Source organism: Prosthecobacter sp. (assembly GCF_044236155.1).
Lineage (GTDB): Bacteria > Verrucomicrobiota > Verrucomicrobiia > Verrucomicrobiales > Verrucomicrobiaceae > Prosthecobacter.
The window spans coordinates 1-22,442 of sequence record NZ_JBIIHA010000029.1; the positions used below are offsets into that span (position 1 = coordinate 1).

The 22,442-nt window shown below is 60.3% G+C and carries 16 protein-coding genes; 15 read left to right on the forward strand and 1 reads right to left on the reverse strand.

What is annotated here, in order from left to right:
• The 15 genes from ACILSE_RS19365 to ACILSE_RS19435 all read left to right on the forward strand — a co-directional run.
• Window positions 1–1,487, forward strand: a 1,487-nt coding sequence (locus tag ACILSE_RS19365; RefSeq protein ID WP_395719082.1) for a c-type cytochrome, incomplete at its 5' end; no start/stop codon positions are given.
• Window positions 1,488–1,518: 31 nt separating this feature from the next.
• Window positions 1,519–2,820, forward strand: a complete 1,302-nt coding sequence (locus ACILSE_RS19370) for a hypothetical protein (protein ID WP_395719083.1) — start codon at window positions 1,519–1,521, stop codon at window positions 2,818–2,820.
• 18 nt (window positions 2,821–2,838) lie between these two features.
• Window positions 2,839–3,654 carry an HpcH/HpaI aldolase/citrate lyase family protein gene (locus ACILSE_RS19375; protein ID WP_395719084.1) on the forward strand — a complete coding sequence of 272 codons (816 nt, stop codon included), beginning with the start codon at window positions 2,839–2,841 and terminating at the stop codon, window positions 3,652–3,654.
• A gap of 7 nt (window positions 3,655–3,661) precedes the next feature.
• A complete protein-coding gene (bla, locus tag ACILSE_RS19380) occupies window positions 3,662–4,504 on the forward strand; it encodes a subclass B3 metallo-beta-lactamase (RefSeq protein ID WP_395719085.1) in 843 nt (280 codons plus the stop codon).
• 14 nt (window positions 4,505–4,518) lie between these two features.
• Window positions 4,519–5,331 (forward strand): aldo/keto reductase, encoded by an 813-nt coding sequence (locus ACILSE_RS19385; RefSeq protein ID WP_395719086.1) that lies wholly within the window; start codon window positions 4,519–4,521, stop codon window positions 5,329–5,331.
• Entirely contained in the window at window positions 5,328–6,050 is a 723-nt protein-coding gene (locus ACILSE_RS19390; protein WP_395719087.1) for a phytanoyl-CoA dioxygenase family protein, read from the forward strand. Before ACILSE_RS19385 ends, ACILSE_RS19390 begins: the two co-directional genes overlap by 4 nt.
• 44 nt (window positions 6,051–6,094) lie before the next feature.
• On the forward strand, window positions 6,095–7,621 hold the full coding sequence (locus tag ACILSE_RS19395) for a sulfatase (RefSeq protein WP_395719088.1): 1,527 nt from the start codon (window positions 6,095–6,097) through the stop codon (window positions 7,619–7,621).
• A gap of 40 nt (window positions 7,622–7,661) precedes the next feature.
• On the forward strand, window positions 7,662–9,218 hold the full coding sequence (locus tag ACILSE_RS19400) for a DUF4080 domain-containing protein (RefSeq protein WP_395719089.1): 1,557 nt from the start codon (window positions 7,662–7,664) through the stop codon (window positions 9,216–9,218).
• Between the two features lie 65 nt (window positions 9,219–9,283).
• Window positions 9,284–10,672 (forward strand): hypothetical protein, encoded by a 1,389-nt coding sequence (locus ACILSE_RS19405; protein WP_395719090.1) that lies wholly within the window; start codon window positions 9,284–9,286, stop codon window positions 10,670–10,672.
• 94 nt (window positions 10,673–10,766) lie between these two features.
• Window positions 10,767–11,822 carry a sialidase family protein gene (locus ACILSE_RS19410; protein ID WP_395719091.1) on the forward strand — a complete coding sequence of 352 codons (1,056 nt, stop codon included), beginning with the start codon at window positions 10,767–10,769 and terminating at the stop codon, window positions 11,820–11,822.
• Between the two features lie 310 nt (window positions 11,823–12,132).
• The gene (locus tag ACILSE_RS19415) at window positions 12,133–14,415 is read left to right on the forward strand and encodes an aminotransferase class III-fold pyridoxal phosphate-dependent enzyme (RefSeq protein ID WP_395719092.1); all 2,283 of its coding nucleotides are present in this window, start codon (window positions 12,133–12,135) and stop codon (window positions 14,413–14,415) included.
• Window positions 14,336–15,883, forward strand: a complete 1,548-nt coding sequence (locus ACILSE_RS19420) for a polysaccharide-degrading enzyme (RefSeq protein ID WP_395719093.1) — start codon at window positions 14,336–14,338, stop codon at window positions 15,881–15,883. Before ACILSE_RS19415 ends, ACILSE_RS19420 begins: the two co-directional genes overlap by 80 nt.
• A gap of 17 nt (window positions 15,884–15,900) precedes the next feature.
• On the forward strand, window positions 15,901–19,161 hold the full coding sequence (locus tag ACILSE_RS19425) for a LamG-like jellyroll fold domain-containing protein (RefSeq protein WP_395719094.1): 3,261 nt from the start codon (window positions 15,901–15,903) through the stop codon (window positions 19,159–19,161).
• 48 nt (window positions 19,162–19,209) lie between these two features.
• Window positions 19,210–20,184 carry an amidohydrolase family protein gene (locus ACILSE_RS19430; protein ID WP_395719095.1) on the forward strand — a complete coding sequence of 325 codons (975 nt, stop codon included), beginning with the start codon at window positions 19,210–19,212 and terminating at the stop codon, window positions 20,182–20,184.
• Window positions 20,165–20,914, forward strand: a complete 750-nt coding sequence (locus tag ACILSE_RS19435) for an SDR family NAD(P)-dependent oxidoreductase (protein ID WP_395719096.1) — start codon at window positions 20,165–20,167, stop codon at window positions 20,912–20,914. Before ACILSE_RS19430 ends, ACILSE_RS19435 begins: the two co-directional genes overlap by 20 nt.
• Here ACILSE_RS19435 and ACILSE_RS19440 read toward each other — a convergent pair.
• The gene (locus ACILSE_RS19440) at window positions 20,871–22,379 is read right to left on the reverse strand and encodes a sodium:solute symporter family transporter (protein ID WP_395719097.1); all 1,509 of its coding nucleotides are present in this window, start codon (window positions 22,377–22,379) and stop codon (window positions 20,871–20,873) included. The two genes, ACILSE_RS19435 and ACILSE_RS19440, sit on opposite strands and share 44 nt — an antisense overlap.
• Between the last annotated feature and the right edge of the window lie 63 nt (window positions 22,380–22,442).

Here is a 22,442-nt window from a genome sequence, read left to right on the forward strand (position 1 = left end):
CGAACCCCGCACAGGGCTTTCAGCTCCCCGCAGGCTACCCCGTGCTGCGAGTGCGCGAGCACGGCGATGACTACGGCAGACCCTATTCCATCTGCAAAGTTTGGGATGACTCCTCCGGCGGTTACAACTTCGAAAAGCAGCACATCCTTTTAAACTTTTCCTCCTGCTGCGGCCAGGCCGTCTTGCGCAGCCCGCTCATGCCCGAGTTTCACGGCTACATGACCACCTGCGAGCCTGTGGGCCGTTTCATCCGCCTCAGCCGCTTCGAGCGCAACGGCGGCATCGCAGTGGCGCACAATGCCTATCCGCAAAGCGAGTTCATCCGCAGCACCGACGCCTATTTCCGTCCCGTGTGGACAGAAAGCGGCCCCGACGGATGCCTCTACATCGCCGACATGTATCGCGGCATCATTCAGGAAAAAGAATGGTTCCCCACAGAAATGGATCCCAGCATCACGGACTGGCGCAAAAGCGCACTTCCCGCATGGGTCGATCGATATAAGCGCGTCAAAAAATGGGGCATGACCAAAGTCGTGCGTCATGGCCGCATCTACCGCCTCGTGCCCGATGGTAAAAAGCCCGGCCCGCAGCCCCGAATGCTCGATGAAACGCCTTTGCAACTCACCGCCCACCTCGCCCACCCGAACGGCTGGTGGCGCGACTCCGCGCAGATGCTGCTCGTCAACAAACGAGACTCCAGCATCGCACCAACGCTCATCACCATCGCCCGCGACCACAGCGACACGAACGCCCGCATTCACGCGATGTGGACGCTCGATGGGCTCAAGTCACTGCCAAAGGACGTGCTGCTCGCAAATCTCAAACATGCTCATCCACGCGTCCGCCGAGCCGCCGTGCAGATCAGCGAGAACTTGTTCGCCAAACATGATGCCGACATCACCGCCGCGCTCGCCGCTTTGATCAGCGATCCCGATCCGCAAGTGCTCGCGCAGGTCTATCTCGCGCATCGCAGCATCAAGGCCGCCATACCCGCCGCACTCAGTGCCCAAGCCAGCAAGCAGCCACTTCTCGCGGCCATCATCGAGAAGGAAAAGGCCACCGCTTCACTCGCCGAACTGGGCACCTCGGCCAAACAAGGCCAGCAAATCTACCAGACGCTCTGCACCGCCTGCCACGGTCCCGATGGCCTAGGCGTGAAACAAGGAGACAAGCTCCTCGCACCCGCCATCGCTCAATCATCCTGGTTCAAAAACAACGGCGACATCCCCACCCTTGCCCGCATCCTCCTCCACGGCCAAACCGGCCCCATCGAAGGCATCACCTACGGCGAAGGCGTCATGCTGCCGTTGGCCCAAGTCTATAATGACGAGCAAATCGCCAGCGTGCTCAACTTCGTCGGCGAACGCTGGCACAAATGGAAAAACCCCGTGCCAGCCTCAGCCATCAAAGCCGTGCGCCAAGAAACCACCGATCGCAAAACACCTTGGACGCCCGAGGAACTGCGGGAGCGGGTGAAGACGAAGTGACGCGCAACAGTCGGAAGCAACCTTTGATACCATGAACCGCCGCCATCTCCTCACCAGCACCGCAGGCACTCTCGCCTCGGCATGGCTTCCTGCTGGCGAACTGAACAAAAAAACGGTCTGGGGCATCGCCGAGCTGTGGCAGTGGCTTTATGAGAAGCAGCAAACGAGCGGTCATGATTCTGCGGACTGCCTGCGAGCGCATCTCGATCACGGAATCCGCCATGTCATGTGGGCGCTCGGCCGCAGCACGCTGGACTACCACAGCGCCCTGCCCACCTCCACGATGTATGCGGGCGATACCCGACCGGAGACCAAGGTGATCGGCGATTCATTTCGCCAAGAATGCTCGCTGCGCGCTGCTTTGGCCTTCGCCGAGAAAAACGGCATGGTCATCTACGGTCGGCTCGGCATGAACCGTCACTATGGCGACTCACTCGGCGGCGGTTTGCGCTCCCAATACATCGCTGCGCATCCCGAGTGGATGGAGCGGCATCGCGGTGGGCAGGTGGATGGCACCAAGGTCAGTTTTGCCATTCCCGAGTATCGCGCCGAGCGCATCGCCGTGCTGCTGGAGGTCGCGCAGATCGGTGCGCATGGCCTGTGCCTCGACTTTTGCCGCCAGCCGCCCATCGCCCGCTATCATCCGCAGATCCTCGATCCTTGGCTGAAGGCAGGTCACGCCGATCCGCGCCAGATGCGCACCGGCTCGCCCGAGTTTCTCGAATGGGCGCAGCATCGCGCGGAATTCGTGAACCTCTTCATGCGCGATCTCCGCGCCAAGCTCCGCGAGTTGGAAAAAACCACGAAGCGCAAGGTGCCGGTGATGGTCCGCATCCCTGAGGCCACGCTCGATCTGAACCTCATGGAAGGCCTCGATCTCCGCACCTGGCTCAAAGAAGGCTGCGTGGATGAAATCGCTCTCGATCCGCTGTGGATCTGGGACTTCGAGTATCCCGACACCGCCAGTCCCTACGTCGAACTGGCCCGCTCCCATGGTGCCAAGATTCATGGCAGTGCCAATACCGTCACTGGAATAGGCGTCACGGCCAACGCACGCGGCTTTCTCGAACGGATCGCCCGAAACTACGATGAAGGCGTGGACGGCCTCGCGCTCTTCCAGACAGACGCGGCTTTTCTCGATCCTGCGCTCAAAGCCCTGCTCGGCCCCTTGTTTCCACATCTCGCCGATGCGGCCGCCGTCTCCGAAAAGCTCGCCACCGCACGCAAAAAACAGCCACAGATGAGCGAGAGCGAGCGTCACTTTGGTCTGGACAATCACAGCTTGCTTCCGCAACTCGGCAGAGCGCCCCGCCTCAGTCTCGACACTCTCTAAACTCCTGCCTCCATCCTCATGCGTAAATCCAAAGTCCTCGCCAAGCTCCGCGCTGGCAAAGTCGCCCGCATCTGCTGCACCGGCTCGCCCATCGCCTTCTTTCCCGCTGTCGCGGCGCATTATCACTACGACGGCATCTGGCTCGATGGCGAACACCGCGCCTGGGAGGCTCGCGAGATTGAAACCATGCTCGGCCGTCATCATGCCGCCGACATCGACTGCATGTGGCGTCCGCCCACGAAGGAAAAAAACGGCCTCTACCGCCTCCTCGAAGACGGCGCGGCCGGTTTGATGATCCCGCACGTCGCCACCGCCGATGAAGCCCGTGCGCTTGTCAGCGCGACCAAATTCCCGCCCCTCGGCGACCGCGGCTTCTGCGGCGGCGGACGCGATGCCGACTACTGGATCGGCAAACCCGCCGACTACACCGATCAAGCGAACCGCGAGACCTTCCTCACCGTCCAAATCGAAACCCCGCAGGCTCTCGAAAACGCCGAAGCCATCGCCGCCGTCCCCGGCGTGGACATCCTTTTTCTCGGCCCCGGCGACATGTCCCTGCGCCTCGGCTGCACGCCCGGCGTGAATGATCCCGTCATGATGGACGTGCAGAAGCAAATCGCCGCCGCCTGCAAAAAGCACGGCAAGGCCTGGGGCCGCCCCGTCGGCACCGCCGCCGATGCCAAAACGCTCATCGACCTCGGTGCCCAATTCATCGTCCACGGCGCCGAATTCAGCGCCGTCTGCGCCCACTTCGCCGCCTGCTCCGCCGACTTCGATGCCATCCTCGGCGAAGTCGCCGGTGCGCCCGCCATTCCCGAAGGCAAAACATACTGATCTTCTCATGAATCTACGCCTCCTCGTTTGCATCGTCACCTGCTGCTGGTCCTCCGTCTCCTCTGCACAGCCCGCCGCTTGGATGGAGCCCTTTCCTCCGCACAAGATCGCCGGGAACCTCTACTACGTCGGCTCCAAAGACCTCGCCTCGTACCTCATCGCCACGCCAGAGGGCCACATCCTCATCAACAGCAGCTTTGAAGAGTCCGTGCCGCTCATCCGGGCCAACATTGAAAAGCTCGGCTTCAAGTTCACCGACGTGAAGATTCTGCTCATCAGCCATGCCCACTCGGATCACTGCGCTGGCAGTGCTGAAGTCATCAAGCAGACTAAGGCTCAATACTTCGTCATGGAGCAGGATGCGGATGCGGTGGAAAATGGCGGCGAGCGGAAATCACGTTTCAAGGCGAGTTACCTCGCATTCACGCCCGCGAAGGTGGATCGGCGGCTCAAAGATGGTGATGAGGTGAAGCTCGGCGGCAGCACGCTTGTCGCCCATCTCACACCCGGCCACACACGCGGCTGCACCACCTGGACCATGAAGGTCGATGGACTCAACGCCGTGATCATCGGCAGTCCGAATGTGAACCCCGGCTACATTCTCATCGGGAATACGGATTACCCTGCTATCGCCACCGACTACGAGCGCACCTTCCGCGCCCTCAAAGCGCAGCCCGTCGATCTCTTCCTCGGTGCTCATGGCGGCTACTACGGCATGAATGCCAAGTATGCCCGCTCGATTGACGCTGGTGCAACTAACCCCTTCGTCGATCCCGAAGGCTACCACCGCTATGTCGCCGACCGCGAGAAGGCTTTCCTCACCGAGCTGGCGAGGCAACAAGTGAAGTAACGCGGTATCCATCCATGTTGCCAGCCTCCCGCATCGGCCTCGGCTGTGTCACGTTCGGTCGTGAAATTGACGAGGCCGCCTCCTTCGCTTTGCTCGACCACGCGCTCGCACGCGGTATCACCCACTTCGACACCGCCGCGGCTTACGGCGGCGGAGCTTCTGAAATCATCCTTGGTAAGTGGCTCGCCTCGCGAAAGCCGGTGAACATCACTGTCGCGACCAAAATCCTCCCGCCATATGATCACATCGACGTCACACCGAGCTTGCAACGGCTCGGCGTCGATCACATCGACCTGCTTTACCTGCATCAATGGCATGACAGCGCGCTGAAAGCCGGTGCCGCGCTCGAAAAACTGCCCGTGAGCCGATTTGGAGCCAGCAATGTCACGCTCGATCAGCTTCGTGACCTCGAGCCGCGCTTCAGCGTGATCCAAAACAACCACAATCTCGCGGTGAGTGATGTGAGCGACGATTTGCGTGATTACTGTGCGGCGCATGAAATCGCCATCGTGACCTACAGCCCGCTTGGAGCCGGTTTTTTGACGGGGAAGCATCAAAACGGCGTTCAGGCCGGTTCACGCTTCGAGATCATTCCGGGGCATCAGCAGGTCTATTTTCATGACGCGGCGTATAAGCGTCTTGCGAGGCTTGAAGCCACCGCGAAGCGCACCGGCCACTCACAGGCGCATCTCGCGCTCGCGTGGGCGCTGCATCAGCCGGGCATTGCTTGCACACTCATCGGCGGCCGCACACCCGCCCACATCGATCAGGCCTTCGCCGCGCTCGATTTCGCGGATGAGGCTGTATTGTCAGAGCTCACCGCATGAACCACCTCACCGACTACGAACGCGACGGCGTCATTCTGCTTCGCGGCTTCCTCAGCCCCGAAGAAGTCGCCGCCGTGCGTGCCGAACTGGAGCGCTACATTCGCGACGATCTCGCCAGCAAGCCGCTGAATGCCCGCACGCTCGAAAAGGACGAAAAAACGGTGCGCAACCTCTGGCGACTGGAGGAGCACAACGAGTTCTTCCGAACCCTCGGCCATCGCGAGGACATCAAGGCTCTCATCGCGCCGCTTGTGCATGGCGAGCCTGTTTTGTGCGCCGTCGAGACCTTCAACAAACCAGCGCGAATCGGCTCCGGCGTGCCTTATCATCAAGACAACGCCTACTTCTGCCAGACGCCGCCGGACATGCTCACCGTGTGGATCGCCATCGATGCCGTCACCGAGGCCAACGGCCCCGTTTTCTTCGTCAAAGGCTCCCACAACGCCGGCATGCTCCCCACACGGCCCAGCGGCTTTCGTGGCAACAGCATCGGCCTCGCCGAAACGCCCACTGTGCCGCTGAGCGACCAATTCTGCGCCCTTCTCGAGCCCGGTGATGCCACCATCCATCAGTGCGAGACGATTCATCACTCTGCTCCGAACACCACCGAGCACTCCCGCCTCGGCCTGCTGCTCGTCTATCGCGGCTCCCACACCCAAACCGACCCGAAGCTCAAAGAAGCCTACACCGCCGCCGCGACCGCCACGCCACCGGCATGAGAAAGACGAAAGCCCCAGTCCGTGTCCGCGTTTCACCGCCCAACATGAAGCATCTCCTCACTCTCCTTTGCTCATTCGCCATTGCTTCGCTTCGCTCACCCCTGCGGGGCAGCATCCGCTTCGCGATGCTGGCTGTCTCGCTTTGCTCGGCTCTGGTTTCGTCATTCGCTGCGGAGCAGCGTCCGAACATCCTCTTCCTGCTCAGCGACGACCACAGCTACCCGTTCCTGAGCACTTACGGCAGCCCGAATGTCAAAACGCCCGTGGTGGATCAACTCGCAGCGGAGGGCATGAAGTTTCATCGCTTCTTCACCGGTGCGCCGCAGTGCGTTCCCTCGCGGGCCACCCTTATGACGGGACGCTCGCCGGTTGCCGCGAGGATGACACGCTTCTCCGCGCCGCTACCGCGCGATGAGATCACGCTGCCTGAGCTGCTTCGCGACAAAGGTGGCTACTACGCCGGCGTGTGCGGGCGCAGTTTTCATCTCGATGGAGCCACCAAGATCGGTGAGGCGGCCGCCCAGGTCTTCAAAGAGCACGAGTTGAAGACCTTCGCGAGCCGCGTGGACTTCCTCAACACCTGCTCTGACAACGAAGTCGCGGGCCAGCTCGCCGCGTTCCTCGACAAGAAGCCCGCCGACAAGCCCTTCTTCATGTGGGCAAACTTCAGCGATCCTCATCACGCTTGGAATGCACCCGCCGAATTCCGCCCCGATCCGGCTTCGCTCGTCCTGCCACCGCATTTACCCGATCTGCCCGGCATGCGCGAGCAACTCGCCGACTACTGCGCCGAGGTGAATCGCGTGGATCGCACCGTCGGCACCGTGCTCGCCGAGCTGAAGAAGCGCGACCTCATGGACCGCACGATCATCATCTTCTGCGGCGACAACGGCATGGCGATGCCGCACGGCAAAGGCTCGCTCTACGATCCCGGCTCGAACGTGCCCTTCCTCGTCCGCTGGCCCGGCGTCGTGAAGCCCGGCGGCGATTCACGCTCACTCATCAGCGGCGAAGACCTCGCGCCGACGCTACTCGACGCAGCCGGACTCAAACCGGGCGCCAAGATGAGCGGCGTGAGCTTCCTGCCCTTGCTCAAAGGAGAAAAACACACCCCGCGGAAGCACCTCTTCGTCGAACGCGGCCCGCACGGCTCCGCGCCCGTGCAGGCGGACATGACGAATGCCGGCTACGACCTCGCGCGTGCCGTGCGCAGCGATCGCTACAAGTTCATCTACAACTGCACGCCCTGGCTCCCGTATTCACCCGTTGATTCCGCCGGTGGCCAGGCTTGGAAGCAGATGCAGGAAGCCAACGCCGCCGGCAAGCTCTCGCCCGGCCTTAGCACGACCTACTTCAAGTCCCCACGTCCCGTTTACGAGCTCTACGACCTCGACGCTGACCCCGGCGAACTCAACAACCTCAGCGGCAAGCCCGAACTCGCCACCATCGAACGTGAACTCCGCGCAGCGCTGGCCGAAAAGATGATCCTCGATTGGGACTACCTCCCCTTGCCCGATCTCATGGAAGGCGCGGGCAGCGTCAAGAAGGGCAAAGTCAAGGGGAAGAAGTAGAGGTTTGCTCCACCATCGGAAACGCGCCAGCATGGTGCCCATGCCGGACATCGTCCTCGCCACGCTCAACGCCAAATACATCCACGCCTCCTTCGGCCTTCGCTATCTCATGGCGAACCTCGGCGGGTTGCGTGACCGCGCCTGCATGGCCGAGTTCGTCATCAACCAGCAACCACTGGAGATCGTGGAGGCCATTCTGGCCCGCGAACCGCGCATCGTCGGCTTTGGCGTCTATATTTGGAACGTCGAGCAAACCACCGAAGTCGTCGCGTTGCTCAAACGCATCCGTCCTGAACTAATCGTCATCCTCGGCGGCCCTGAGGTGTCTTATGAGACGGAGGGACAGGCGATCGTCGCACTCGCTGATTATGTCATCACGGGTGAGGCGGACATCAAATTTCCCGAGGTGTGCCGGGTGCTGCTGAGTGACACAGGCACTCCTGCCTGTGGTGTTTCAGAGGGCAGAAAGGAGTGTCTGCCTCACATCATCGCCGCTGAGTTGCCCGCTCTCGCTCAACTTGCCTCGCCATACGAGCTCTACGCGGACGAGGATCTTAAAAATCGCGTCATCTACGTCGAGGCCTCGCGCGGCTGCCCGTTCACGTGCGAGTTTTGCCTGTCATCGCTCGACATTCCGGTGCGGGCGTTTCCGCTGGAGGCGTTTTTGAGCTCGATGCAGCGGCTGATGGATCGCGGGGCCACGCAGTTCAAGTTTGTGGACCGCACGTTCAATCTGCATCTGCCCACCAGCACGGCCATTTTGCAGTTCTTCCTTGACCGCTGGCGCGAGGGCCTGTTCCTGCACTTTGAAATGGTCCCGGATCGTCTGCCGGAGCAACTCCGCGGGCTCATCCGGCAGTTTCCACCCGGTGCGGTGCAGTTTGAGGTCGGCATTCAGACTTTTGATGACGCCACTTCGAAAAACATCAGCCGGAGGCAGAACCTCGACCGCCTCGCGGACAATTTCCGCTTCCTCCGCGAGGAAACCGGCGTCCACATCCACGCCGATCTCATCGTCGGCCTCCCCGGCGAAGGCATCGAGAGCTTCGGACGCGGCTTTGACCGCCTCGTGCGTCTCGGGCCCCAGGAAATCCAGATCGGCATCCTCAAGCGTCTGCGCGGCACGCCCATCGTCCGGCACGACGACGAGTATCGCATGATCTATGCGCCACATCCGCCCTACGAGATCCTTTCCACGCGGGATATTCCGTTTGAGCAGATGCAGCGCATGCGCCGCTTCGCGAGATACTGGGACATCGTCGCCAACAGCGGCCACTTTACCGGCACGCTGAAGCTGTTGTGGCAAAACTCCGCTTCACCCTTCGCCGAGTTCCTCCGCTTCAGCGACTGGCTGCACGCCAAACTCGGTCGCACGCATCAAATCGCCCTGCACGTCACGGCGCAGGCTCTTTTTGACTTCTTGGTCAATGAAGCCGCTTTGGATCGCGATCTCGTCGCCACAACGCTCGAAGCCGATTGGCACCGAACGCCAAGTCGTGAGGCACTCAACCTGCGCGGAGGGGTGCGCTCAAAGCCGGAGGTTGGTCGGGCTGCGGCCCGGCAGTCGCGCCACGCCCGTGAGAGCAAGCTGCATTGAGCCGTGAGGCTGGTATGCTGAGAAAACCAGAAGCATGCGAGGCCGGCCGGTCGTTTTGCGGTGTGATGAAACCAATCCTGATTCTCTTCCTACTCGTGCAGATCATGTCCGCCGCCACGCCGCTCGATCTCGGCACACGTTGGGAGTTGTTCGTCGATGACTACCTCGTCGCCAGCAAAGACGGCCTCGCATTAAAGCTCCACGAGCCGGTGCGGCGCGAGATCGTGCTGACCACGGACAGACCATGGGAGGGACCGACCTGCGGCTACTTCTCCGCCATTCAGGACGGCAAGAAGGTGCGCCTCTACTACCGCGGCTCAGCGGGCGGCAGCGATCACAGCGACGAGCAGGTCACCTGCTTCGTCGAAAGCGAGGACGGCATTCATTTCACGCGACCAAAGCTCGGTTTGATCGAGGCGGGCGGCACGAAGGACAACAACGTCATCTGGCGCGGGGTCGAGTCGCACAACTTCGCGCCGTTTCTCGACGCGAATCCGAACGCGAAGCCCGCCGAGCGCTACAAGGCGCTCGGCGGCGTGAAGCAGCCCGGCAAGAATTGGCACCAGGGCGAGACACCGGGCGGCCTGTATGCCTTCGCCTCGCCGGACGGCGTGCATTGGAAAAAGATGCAGGACACGCCGGTGATCACCAAAGGCGCTTTTGACTCACAAAACCTCGCTTTCTGGGACGTGACGCGGAACCGCTACGCGAGCTTCAGCCGCATCTTCACGAACAAGGTCCGCGCCATCCAGAGCATGACCTCCACGGACTTCCTGAGCTGGAGCGACGGCGTGGCGCATGAATACGCGAAGGACGTGCCCTTCGCGCACTTCTACACCAGCGCCACCGCGCCCTGCCCGACCGCGCCGCATCTGTTTCTGTCCTTCCCGAAACGCTTCGCCACCACGCGTGAGAAGGTGAAAGGCCACATCGGTGGCAAAGGCGTCAGCGATGCCGTCTTCATGAGCAGTCGCGATGGCACACACTGGGATCGCCCCTTCCTCGAAGCCTGGGTGCGCCCCGGACCCGATCTTCAAAACTGGACCGAGCGCAGCAACATGACCGCCTGCGGCATCTACGATCCCGGTGACGGCGAATGGTCGCTTTACATTTCTGAGCACTACCGCCATCCCGATCATCGCATCCGCCGCCTCACCGTGCGCAAGCAGGGCTTCGCGTCGATGCACGCCGATGCCAAAGGCGGCAGCTTCACCACCAAGCCGCTCAAAGTCACCGGCTCCAAACTCCTCCTCAACTCCGCCACCTCCGCCACGGGCTCGCTCGTGATCGAAGCCCTCGATGAAGCTGGTGCCGTCGCCGCCAAGTCTGCCGAAATCTACGGCGATGAGTTTGAAGCGAACGTGCTCGATACCTCCAAACTCATCGGCAAGACCATCACGCTGCGTGTGACGATGAAGGACGCAGATTTGTATGCGTGGCGGTTCGCGGATTGAACCGCGTCAAAAAGGTCAAGATATCGTCAAAGCAGTCAAGACGACCTCCTTGAGCCATTCTTGACCTCTTGACCACTCTTTGACTTCTCCCGCTATGAAACACCTTCTCCTCCTCTTCGCCATCTGCTCGACGCTCCTCGCGCAGGACATCCAGCGTTTCATCGCCATCGACAACGTATGCGCGTGGCCGAACCTCACGCTGATGCCGGATGGCAGCATCAACACGACCATCTTCGGCAAACCGAGCCACGGGCAGATGCCCGGTGCCGCCGAATGCTGGAACAGCCCCGATGGGCAGTTTTGGACGCTGCGCGGCATCCCCGCGCCGAACGAGCCGCACACGAACCGCATGAACGTGGCCGCCGGACTCGCGAAGAATGGCGATCTCATCGTGCTTTGCTCTGGCTGGACGGATGTGAAGCAGCCGCAACGCCCCAAGCAGCCCGTTTTCCGCGATGACATCCTCAGCAACTGGGTCTGCCGCAGCAGCGACGGCGGCAAAACATGGTCACAAATCAAAGAGTTCCCCGCGCCCGATTCTGGCTGGACGCATTACATTCCCTTCGGCGACATCAAACAAGGCGCGGACGGCGCTTTGCACGTCTCCTGCTACGGCGGCGAGTTCACCGATCCGACGAAGAACACCAAAACGAAGGGTTATCGCTCCTGGCACTTCCGCAGCGATGACGATGGCAAAACATGGACCCGCACCGGCACCATCGGGCCGAAGAGCAACGAAACGACCATCCTCCATCTCGGTGGCAAACGCTGGATGGCCGCCGCACGCGAGACCGGCATGGACCTCTTCATTTCCGAAGACGACGGCGTCACCTGGGGCGAGCCGAATCGCGTCACCTCCAAAAACGAGATCAACGGCCATCTCCTCCGCCTCGCCGATGGTCGTATCCTGCTCGCTTACGGCAGCCGCATCAAAGGCCAGACCGGCGTGCTCGCCAAGATCACTGCCGACGAAGGCAAGACCTGGACCGAGCCCGTGCGCATCGCCAACACCCTCGAGTCCGACTGCGGCTACCCCAGCACCGTGCAGCGTGCCGATGGCAAACTCGTCACCGCCTGGTATTCCAAAGCCAGCGAGAACCACCAGCGCTACCACATGGGCGTCGCGCTTTGGGAGGCTCCGAAACCATGAAGCCGATTCGGAATCTTCTTTTAGTCTCCAAAGTTGCGACTATGTCGGGAGCGGAACTTCCACATGCAACAAAGACGTCCACTCTAAACATGCGGGGCTCCATGCCTGATCCCACGTTCTATATTCAAATCCTTTATCATCCAGAGCCTCATCGTGACGGCTTCGACATCAGTTCCGCACCCAATGCTGTTCATGTGTCTTCGAAAGTGACCAAAGTGCTACCCCAAAGCCAGGATATTGCTATGTGCATGGGCCACCCAGCCGGAAGCGATGAAAAGTAGCGTGTCGTGCTTTCTGACGACTAATCCTCATGTCCCTGACGCTCGTCACCGAACTCAACGACACTGATCGCAAACTGCTGCACCGCGCCATCGACGGCTTCGTGCCCGCGAAGGTCTTCGATGCGCACACCCACCTGTTTCACAGTCGCCATTTCGCGGAGGGAAAGCGTCCCGTGTTTCTCGATGAGAACCGCGGCTATGGCATGGCGGACTTTCAGGCCGCGATGAAGCTGTGGATGCCGGGTCGCGAAGTCGAGGGACTGTTCTTCGGCTATCCGAGCGCGGGAAATGATCGCGTCGGCGAGAACGCGTGGGTGCGGTCGCAGATCGATGTGAGCACGAACTCGCGGGCACTTGTGCTCGCGGCACCGACCGATGATCCCGCCGAAGTGCGGCGGCTGATGAGCACGGGCGTGTTCATCGGCATCAAGCCGTATCGCCTTTATGCCGATGTGCCGGACACGAAGGAGGCTCAGATCGAATCCTTCGCGCCGGAGTGGATGTGGGAGGCCTGCCACGATCACGATGGCATCATGATGCTGCACATCATGCTCGCCGATGGCATCACCGATCCGCGCAATATGGAGGCGCTTCGTCGTCTGTGCCGTCGCTATCCACGCTGCAAGCTCTTCCTGGCGCATGTGGCGAGGTCTTTTAATTACCGCCATGCTCGCGAAGGCCTGCATCACCTCGTCGATCTCGACAACGTGGTCGTGGATACCTCCGCCGTGACACAAGCTGGGGCGTTTCGAGCCGCGATTGAGATTCTGGGGCCCAAACGCGTGCTCTGGGGCAGCGATTACATGGTCAGCGAGCTGCGCGGCTCCTGCATCACGCAAGGCGATGGCTTCACCTGGATTCATCCCGAGATCACCGGCGATAAACTGACCATCTTCGGCCAGTACACGACCGTCGGCATCGAATCCCTCCTCTGCCTCCGCGAAGCCTGCGAAGACACCGGCATGACGCAGGGTGATTTGGACGACATCTTCCGCGAGAACGCGCTGCGCCTATGTAGAACGAGTTTTCCAACTCGTTCAGGCCCCCAACTCTGGGAAGAAGCCAAAACCAAAATCTCCTGCGGCACGGGCCTTCTCTCCAAACGCGCCCACCTCTTCGATCCGCAAACCTGGCCCTCCTATTTCAGCCGCGCGAAAGGCTCCGACATCTGGGATCTCGATGGGAAACGCTACACCGACTTCACCGGCGGCGTCGGAGCCATTTTACTCGGCCATGCGGATGACGAGGTGAACGCGGCAGTGAAGCGTCGCGTGAATCTCGGCAGCTATGCCACGCTCGCCTCGCCGGATGAGGTGAAGCTCGCCGATGAGCTTCTCGATCTGCATCCCTGGGCCAGCAAGGTGCGCTACGCCCGCGGCGGTGGCGAGGCGCTGGGACTCGCGGTTCGCATCGCCCGAGCCGCGACAGGCAAAAGCGGCATCGCCTTCTGCGGCTACCATGGTTGGAGCGATTGGTATCTCGCCGCGAACCTCAGTGATGATGCCGCGCTCGACGGGCATCTGCTACCCGGTTTGCAACCTCTCGGCGTGCCGCGCGAGCTGGCGGGTACGGCGGTGCCGTTTCGCTACAACGATCCCGCATCGTTCCGAGCCGCGTTGCAGAAGCTCGATGGCAAACTGGCTGCCGTGGTGATGGAGCCGATGCGCAGCGAGTTCCCACGCGATGGCTTTCTGCAAAACGTGATCGATGCCTGCCATGCCGCCGGAGCCGTGTTTGTGCTCGATGAAGTCACCAGCGGCTGGCGTTTCGGCTTTCCCGGTGCCGCGCCGGTGCTCGGCATCGAGCCAGACCTCGCCGTGTATGCGAAGGCGATGAGCAACGGCTACCCCGCCGGAGCCATCGTGGGCAAAAATGAGGTCATGGAAGCCTCCAACCACAGTTTCATCTCCAGCAGCTACTGGACCGATGGTGTCGGCACCGCGGCCTCGCTGGCCTGCATTGCCAAAATGAGGCGTGAAGGTGTGCAAAAGCATGTGTGGAGCCTCGGCGAACGATTGCAGGCCGGTTTGCGTGAAGTGGCCTCGCGACATCCCGCGCTCGGTTTGAAGGTCGGAAGCATGCCGTGTTCTCCCTCGCTCGTGTTTGCCAATCCAGCCGCGAAACCGCTCATGATTCGTCACATGCTCCAACGCGGCTTTTTGATGTCGAGCCAGCTTTACGTGACGTGGTGCCACGATGACGAAAAAGTCGCCCGCATGCTCGCTGCGCTCGATGAATCGCTCGCCATCGTCGCTCAGACACCACTCGAAGCGGCTCAAGGACCGCAACAAGGCTTTGCGCGGCTCGTTTGAAACAAATCACACTTTTAGTTTGGAAAACTGCCATGGCAGACAGAAGGATGCGATCGACTCTATTTTACGAATCATGAGCATGACAACGCGCAGTCTAACGAAGCAGTCACGACTTTGGATCGGAGCCAGCCTTTTGGCCCTTGTTGCCAGCGCCCAAGCGGCTGTCTATGAGGTCGGTCCTGGCAAGGCGCATGCGACGATTAGGGCCGTTCCCTGGGAGTCGCTGAAAGCAGGTGATGTGGTGCGGATTTACTGGCAGCCGGAGCCGTATCGCGAGAAGTGGGTGCTGTGCTGTCGTGGAACCGCCGAACGCCCAATCACCGTTTCTGGCGTGGCCGGGCCCGAAGGCCAGCTTCCGGTGATCCAAGGCCAGAATGCAACGACCCGGACTGCTCTGAATTATTGGGGACAGGAGCGAGGCGTCCTGAAGATCGGAGGAGCGAATGTTCCAGCGGACACCATGCCTGCCCACATCGTGGTGGAGAACCTGGACATCTCGGGAGGACGGCAGCCCCATGTGTTTACCGGGCGGAAAGGAGTGACGCCTTACAGCAAGGATGCGGCAAGCATCATCGTGGAAAAGGCGGAGCACCTGGTGCTCAGGAATCTGACACTGCACGACAGTGGTAATGGCTTGATGGTGAGTGCTCAGTCGAAGCATGTGCGCGTGGAACGCTGTCATCTCCACGATAATGGCAACCCAGCCAGCATCACCGAGCATAACGCTTACACCGAGTGCGATGGAATGGTGTTTGAGGGCAATCATTTCGGTCCGCTTCGTGCCGGATGTGTCGGGAACAATCTCAAGGACCGGTCGGCCGGTTTGGTCGTGGCTAACAACTGGATTGAGGGTGGAAACCGACAACTCGATCTGGTGGATGCGACAGGGAATCCGGCACTGAACCGCTCACCCGCCTATGGACGCACGCTGGTCTATGGCAATGTGCTGATTGAACGTGATGGAGACGGAAACAACCAGATCGTGCATTACGGTGGAGACAGTGGCAAAGTGGGGGGCTATCGGAAAGGAGTCCTTCACTTCTACCAGAACACAGTGATTTCCACGCGGAAGAGTTCGATAGCGGTTTTCCGACTTTCCTCGCCAGAAGAGACGGTGGAGTGCCACAACAACATCCTGTATGTGGACTCGAAGGGCAAGAACCTGTCACTCATGGCCAAGCTGGGGATTCTGAAGTTGGGAAAGAACTGGCTCAACACGGGATGGGTGAAAAGTGTTGATGACTTCACTGGTGACATCCAGGTGAGTGGAGAACTGATCGAGGGAACCGAGCCAGGTTTTGTGGGCTTTTTACAGCAGGATTTCAGCCTGACTCCCGGGTCTCCATGTCTGGAGAAAGCGTCGCCTCTGCCTGATCAACAACTGCCTGTGCTGAATGCAAGCTATGTGCCGCATCAACGTGTGGAGGTCTTGACTGCGGGGCCAAGCAAGAATCTCGGAGCCTTATGATTCCTCCTATCCCGGCCATGAAATCGAATTTGGGGCTTCTTTTCACATTTCTGGTGGTGGCTTTTGTCAATGCGTCCGGCCTTACACTGCAGGATCCCTGGGAGAAAAGCTATTCCAACGGCGATGCCACAGGCATGCATGTCATGGGATGCTGGAAGTTTGATGAACTGCCGCTCTCGGATGCGTCGGGGCGTGGAGGTGGTCTGGTGCTTCAAGGCGCCAGCGCTACGAGCGGCGGCCGCTTCGGCGGAGGATTGAGCTGTGGAGTGAATGACGGGGCACGCCATGCAGCTGTGGTGGCGACACCGATGGCCGGCCATTCCCCAGTTGGCGCTTTTTCAGCGGAGATGTGGGTGCGGAAGGCCGCTGAAGCGATTGAGACGAAGGCTGCGTGTCTTTTGGACAAACAAGCAGGCCGGATGGAGGACTTTCAGTGGAGTCTCCTTCCTGCGAATGAAAGAGGAATGCGACAGATGAATGTGCGGCTGGGGTTTGGGATGTATGCCAAGGATTTCGCGTCAGCTCCAGTTTGGTTGCCTGTTGGAGAATGGGTGCATCTCGCATTCACCTATGATGGAGCCGGGAAGGTGACTTTCTTCGCCAACTCGCAGAAGGCCGGCGAGGTCTTTGTCGAGCGCTGCGGGGCCACACAGTCAGGCTCCCAGGCGCTTTGCATCGGGGACAGTTCTAATGGGGGCATGAGCTTCCCTGGCGATCTCGATGAGGTGAGACTGTGTATTGGGGAGCGCGGTTTCGCGGCCTTCTCATTGGAAATCATCAGCGCCTGCAACGTGTGGGAGCGCGGGGCGAGGGCATTGCCCATGAAAATCTCGTGCACCAACCTGCAGCGGCAGCCTTTGATTGGAGCAAACATGACGTTCATTGCATGCGGCATTGAGCAGACGTTCATCTTTCCAGACCTGGAGCCTGGAGCAACGAATGTGAATGAGTTTGGCCCGGACACCTTGGTGAAGCCAGGTGATTATGTCCTGGAGGTCGTAATGGGCAAAGGTCATGCCCGGGTGAGTGCCTTCAAGGAATTTCAAATCACGGCAAGACGTCCGCAACTGATGCCCGTGATCATTGAGGGGGCTGACGTGACTGATCTCCCGCGCTTGAAGGCTCTTGCGTGCACCCACTGGACCGGCCTCACAAACGACGATGCTCCCTATCTGGGGACTGCCAACAAACAGCGGCCAGCCATTGTTCAACCCCGCTTGAGTGCCGGGACCGCTTCTGGACTGCAAGCTGTCGCCGCGCTTGATCATGAACCTGCGATGTTGGGTCGGGGACTCCGTCGCGTTGGCCGCCAAGGCATGGCGTACGTTCCCCCGATATTGGACAGTTCCAATCCGAACGCCGCAGGTTTCATCGGTGCCGCAGGCAACATGTTCACGATCTACTACCGCGATTTCACTTCGTGGACCGGCACCTGGTTGAAGGCTCCGTCGCGTGCCAGAACGAGGCCCGGATTTGCACCAGTTGACAACGATGCCTATTTCAAGTTCAGCAAGCAGCAGGTGCCGCCAGAGATTCAAGAGGAAATGCCTGACTGGCGGAAGATTGCCGGCTTCCCGGCGGATCGAGTGGTTCCAGATGATCATCCGGTTCTCAATTATTACCGCTGGTTCTGGTCGGAGGGCAATGGATGGAAATGGTTCGGTGACGCCTGGAACCGTGCTTATGAGCGACGTAAACAGGCACGGCCAGACACATGGCTGCTGCAGGATCATTCAGTCAGTCAACCCGCAATCTCTGGAGCACATTCTACAGTCAGATACATCGCGGATGGCAGCATGGATACAAGGGAGCCGTGCCTGACAGGACTCTGCATGGATCAGCAGCTCGCCATGAGTGCGGCCCACGAAACTCAGCCTGGGGTTTTTGGGGTTGTTCCGTTAGGCTGGGACCGTGGCCTGGTGGTCCCTCCAGCCGCGGCTGACAAGGCGCAAAGCATCCTGCATTCAGATCGCGTCTCGCTTGCCAGACGGATCACACAGGCACCAGCTCTGCTGAAGGAGAATGTTTGGATGGCCCTGTCCAGGCCTGTCAAAGGCATCATTTTCACTGACTGGCCCGCCTTGAGAGCCGCGAATCTCGACGAGATGAAATCGACCCGAAGCTCAACTCACCCGCTGGCTTATGAAGCTCTCCGCGATTTGGCTGCGGAACTGCTTTTTCCACTCGGACCGATGCTAGCCAGACGCCAGATCTGGAGATCGGAGGTGGTCCTGCTTGAGAGCTTTTCATCGCAGATCTTTGCTGGGCGTGGACTGTATCGCGGTGCTTCGCCCAGAAGTTTGGCGGCCTGGAAGGCGCTGCAGAGGGCACATGTCCAGACCGATCTGATATATGAGGAGACTTTGCTAAAGGGCGGACTGGACGGGCGAAAGGTGCTGATACTGACCGACTGCGACGTGTTGACGCGAAGCGTGGTGGATGCGGTCCAAAAGTGGCAGAAGAATGGTGGCAAGGTCATCGGGGATGAGGTTCTGTGTCCTGCTTTGAAGGCCGATGCGCTGGTGCAAATGGATGACACATCGCGGTCGCGTGGAGCTGAAGTGATTACTTCAGCAACGGTTGTTGAACAGCCATCAGCTGCGGCTGGATCTGTCAGTGGGGACAATGAATCCCTTTCAGAGCGATTGGCATCGGTATGCAAGGAGTTTGGCTGTGAGTCGCCAGTGAGTTGTGACAATCCCGATGTGCTCCTCCACACCAGTCAGACAGGGGAGGCCGCTTGTGTGTTTGTGATGAACGACAGGCGGGAGCCCGGAACCTATGTCGGGCAGCATGGATTGGTGAAGGAGGCTCCGCTGCCGTCCATAACCACTCTTGGCATCGGAAAAGATAGCGTTAACGTTTATGACCTCACGAGGTCAACTTTCATGCTGCCAAAGCGAGACGACAGTGGGCTCACGATTTCACTGAAACTTGGGCCGGCTGAGGGGCGCGTTCTTTTGTTGTCCAAAGCACCGCTGCTCGAGATCGGCCTCGATCTGCCCGAGACAGCCACACGCGGAAACGTTGCTGAAGCTCGCGTGACCTTGAATACCTCGGGTGGAAATCCAATGCCAGCAGCGATCCCGGTACGTGTCAGCATTCGCGATGCTGATGGAGCGCCTGCTGAGCTGGATGGTTACCATGTGGTCGAGAATGGAACGCTCGTTTTGCGGCTCGACATGGCCCTCAACGAGACGCCGGGGACGTGGGAGGTGCGGGTCCGCGAACTAGCATCCGGGATGGAGGCTGTGAAGTGGATGCAGGTGAATCCATGAACTGATCACGGTCTTTCTAGTGAATCACCAGATATAAATTTCGATCTCATGCTCATTGACTGCCACAATCACCTCGGGGCCGACCTGTTGTTTTACCTGCACGGCGACTTCCCTTACTCGCAGCAGCTCGTGCAGATGCAGCACGAGGGCGGAGCGCTCGGCATCACGCACTGGGTTGCGTTTCCCTTCGTCAGCTACGCGGCGATGGACGTGACGAAGTTCCGCAGCGGCGAGATCGGCTTCGGTCAGGGCGGCCTTGAAATGGTGCCGTATGCTTTTGAAAACAAACGCCTGCTCGATGAGTGCCAGAAGCTCTTTCCCGAGGGAGGAAAGCGCATCCTGCCCTTCGTCATGGTCGATCCGATGCGGAACACGGACGCGCAAGCGAGGGAGTTGGTCAAACTGCGCGGCGAATACCGTTTCCACGGCATCAAGATCCAGAGCACCATCATTCAGTCCTTCATCAAATGCCTCGCGCATGAAGGAAAAGTCTTCCTCGATCTCGCCCGCGAGTGGGATGTGCCGTTCATCATCCACAGCAGCGTCGCGAAAGACGACCTTTGGGCCCAGGCGCATGACATCATCGACATCGCCGAGGCGAATCCCGACATCCGCTTCTGCGCCGCGCATTCCTGCCGCTACGACAAGGAATGCCTCGACCGCATCCAGGCGCTGCCGAACGCGTGGTTCGACAACTCCGCGCACTGCATCCACTGCGTCGGCGCTGTCAATGATCTGCCTTACATCGCACCGCGCGAGCGTCGTTTCGACAGCGATTACACCGATCCCGGCCGCGTCACCGCCGATCTCGCCGCAGCGTATCCGGACAAGTTCATCTGGGGCAGTGACTCACCCTTCTACAGCTACGCCGCCGAGATCAGCGGGAAGGTGGTGAAGCTCATCAGCACCTACGAGGCCGAGATGAAAGCCCTCCGCGCCGCTGGCGATGAAGCCGTCCAGCGCATCACCTGCACGAACACGCTCAAATACCTCAAGCTCGCCGATGAAAGCATTCTCTCTTGAAGGCCATGCCGCCCTCGTGACCGGCTCTTCGCAAGGCATCGGTCTGGCGATGGGAAAGGCTTTGCAGGAAGCGGGAGCCAAGGTGGTGTTTCACGGCCTCCAGCCTTCTGTCGAAGGCATCGCCAGCTACGTGCAGGCCGACCTGATGCAGAATGACGGCCCGCAACGACTGGTGGACGCTGCATTCGCCTGCGAACCCACTCTCGACACGCTGATCTGCAATGCGGGCAGCTTTTTTGATCTGCCTTTCCTTGAGATGACTCGCGAGCGTTGGGATAAGACGATGCAGCTCAATCTCGCGTCGGCGTTTTTCACGGCGCAGGCCTTTGCGAGGCGTTTGGTGGCCGAGCAGCGCGGTGGCAGCATCGTGATCACGTCTTCCACAAACGGCTTTCAGGGCGAGATGGACTCGTGCGCGTATGACGCGAGCAAAGGGGCGCTCGTCATGCTCACGAAGTCGCTCGCGGTATCGCTCGCGGATCATGGGATTCGCGTGAATGGCGTCGCGCCCGGCCTCATCAAGACGCCGCTGACAGCGCAGTGGATGGAGTCGAAGGACCGCACGCTCCTCGATCATTACGAGAAGAAGATCCTGCTGCGCCGTGTCGGTGCGCCGGAGGATGTCGCGGGCGCGGTGGCGTTCCTGTGCTCGCCGGCGTCGAGTTACATCACCGGCGAGATCATTGTCATTGATGGCGGGCTGACGAGCTGCCAGATCGGCCGGATGTGAGTAGGCCGACGATCATGGTTATCACGCAGCCGAGGAGGCTGAACCAGATGAAGGACACGACGGGGGCGGGTTTCTCGGCAGTGAGGAAGCCGTTTTGATAGACGTAGATGGCGAGCAGGGCGATGAAGCCGGCGAGGCAGCCGAGCAGTGCCCCGCGTGTGTTGGCACGCGTGGTGAACATGCCGAGGAAAAAGAGGCCGAGCAGCGGGCCACCGATGAGGCCGATGACGGTGTTGACGGACTCGACGAGATTTCCCGGCATCACGGACACCGCGAAAGCCAGCGCCATGACGAGCACGCCATAGCCGACGGTGATCCAGCGTGCGTTGCCGACTTGCTGGGCCTCCGTGCCTGCGGGAGCAATGGAGAGCCGCTGTTTGAAATCGACGACGGTGGCGGAGGCGAGTGAGTTGAGTCCGGCTGAGATCGTGGACATGCTGGCGGCGTAGATCGCCGCGATGAGCAGGCCGGGCAAACCGGCGGGAAGTTGTGTGACGACGAAGTAGGGCAGGATTTGATCCTCTTTGGCGATCAAACCGGCTGCGAGGGGATCACCGTGCGTTTTGTAGAAAGCGTAGAGCACGAGGCCGGTGCCGTAAAAGAGCACGAGCACGGGAAGCACGAACCAGAGTTTGATCCACAGCGAGCGCTGGGCCTCCTTCAAGCTGCCTGCGCTGAGGTAACGCTGCACGGAGACCTGATCGGTGGCCATTTGCACGAGGTGCAGGAAGGCTCCGGCGAGCAGTAGCGAATAAATGTTCACTCGTTCGGCGATGCTGAACGAAAAGCTGATGTTCATGCGGCCGTCCGTGACGGCGGTGTCCCACACGCCGCCGAGACCGCCGGAAATTTTACCGAGCGCCACGAAGACAATCATGAGCTGGCCGCCAAAAAGCACGATGAGCTGCATCACATCCGTCCAGATGACAGCCCGCATGCCGCCGAGCGCGGTGTAGAGCGTTGTGAGGGTGCCGGACGCGAGAATGGTGATCCATAGCGGCAGTCCGGTGACTTTTTCCAAAGCCAACGCCGGTGCGTAAGTAGCCGCAGCGAGCCAGAGGGCCACGCGGAAGATGAACAGGCCCGATGCGAGCAGGCGCACCGGCAACGCGAACCTTTCCTCCAGAAACTGATACGCCGTGAAGAACCGCGACTGGTAGAACTTAGGCATCATCCAGATCGCCGTGAAGGGCGTGGCGATGAAGAACGCGAGCACGACGTAGGCGAAGCCGAAGCCGTTTTTGTACACGTCCGCCGGACCTGCGAGGTAGCTGATGCCGGAAAACAGCGCCGCCAGGATCGACATGGCGACGAGGATGCTGTTCATGCCGCGTCCGGCCAGGAAGTAGTCGCCCAGCGATTTCGATCCGCGAGCCGAGTAAAGGCCCACTCCGACGGACGCCGCGAGATAGCCGCCGAAGATGGCGTAGTCGAGCCAGGAGAAAGTCAGGGACGAGGATGTCATTGGGTGACTAAACGTTTCGTTGCGACCGTGTTTCCTGGTTTGTTTGTGGAGCCAGTGGATTGA

Excerpts from the sequence above, each read along its gene's own strand:
- ACILSE_RS19430 (WP_395719095.1), top strand. The coding sequence starts at position 19,210 with ATGCTCATTGACTGCCACAATCACCTCGGGGCCGACCTGTTGTTTTAC.
- ACILSE_RS19420 (WP_395719093.1), top strand. The coding sequence starts at position 14,336 with ATGAATCGCTCGCCATCGTCGCTCAGACACCACTCGAAGCGGCTCAAG.
- ACILSE_RS19410 (WP_395719091.1), top strand. The coding sequence starts at position 10,767 with ATGAAACACCTTCTCCTCCTCTTCGCCATCTGCTCGACGCTCCTCGCG.
- ACILSE_RS19390 (WP_395719087.1), top strand. The coding sequence starts at position 5,328 with ATGAACCACCTCACCGACTACGAACGCGACGGCGTCATTCTGCTTCGC.
- bla (WP_395719085.1), top strand. The coding sequence starts at position 3,662 with ATGAATCTACGCCTCCTCGTTTGCATCGTCACCTGCTGCTGGTCCTCC.
- ACILSE_RS19370 (WP_395719083.1), top strand. The coding sequence starts at position 1,519 with ATGAACCGCCGCCATCTCCTCACCAGCACCGCAGGCACTCTCGCCTCG.
- ACILSE_RS19435 (WP_395719096.1), top strand. The coding sequence starts at position 20,165 with ATGAAAGCATTCTCTCTTGAAGGCCATGCCGCCCTCGTGACCGGCTCT.
- ACILSE_RS19385 (WP_395719086.1), top strand. The coding sequence starts at position 4,519 with ATGTTGCCAGCCTCCCGCATCGGCCTCGGCTGTGTCACGTTCGGTCGT.
- ACILSE_RS19400 (WP_395719089.1), top strand. The coding sequence starts at position 7,662 with ATGCCGGACATCGTCCTCGCCACGCTCAACGCCAAATACATCCACGCC.
- ACILSE_RS19440 (WP_395719097.1), bottom strand. The coding sequence starts at position 22,379 with ATGACATCCTCGTCCCTGACTTTCTCCTGGCTCGACTACGCCATCTTC.
- ACILSE_RS19395 (WP_395719088.1), top strand. The coding sequence starts at position 6,095 with ATGAAGCATCTCCTCACTCTCCTTTGCTCATTCGCCATTGCTTCGCTT.
- ACILSE_RS19425 (WP_395719094.1), top strand. The coding sequence starts at position 15,901 with ATGAAATCGAATTTGGGGCTTCTTTTCACATTTCTGGTGGTGGCTTTT.
- ACILSE_RS19415 (WP_395719092.1), top strand. The coding sequence starts at position 12,133 with ATGTCCCTGACGCTCGTCACCGAACTCAACGACACTGATCGCAAACTG.
- ACILSE_RS19375 (WP_395719084.1), top strand. The coding sequence starts at position 2,839 with ATGCGTAAATCCAAAGTCCTCGCCAAGCTCCGCGCTGGCAAAGTCGCC.
- ACILSE_RS19405 (WP_395719090.1), top strand. The coding sequence starts at position 9,284 with ATGAAACCAATCCTGATTCTCTTCCTACTCGTGCAGATCATGTCCGCC.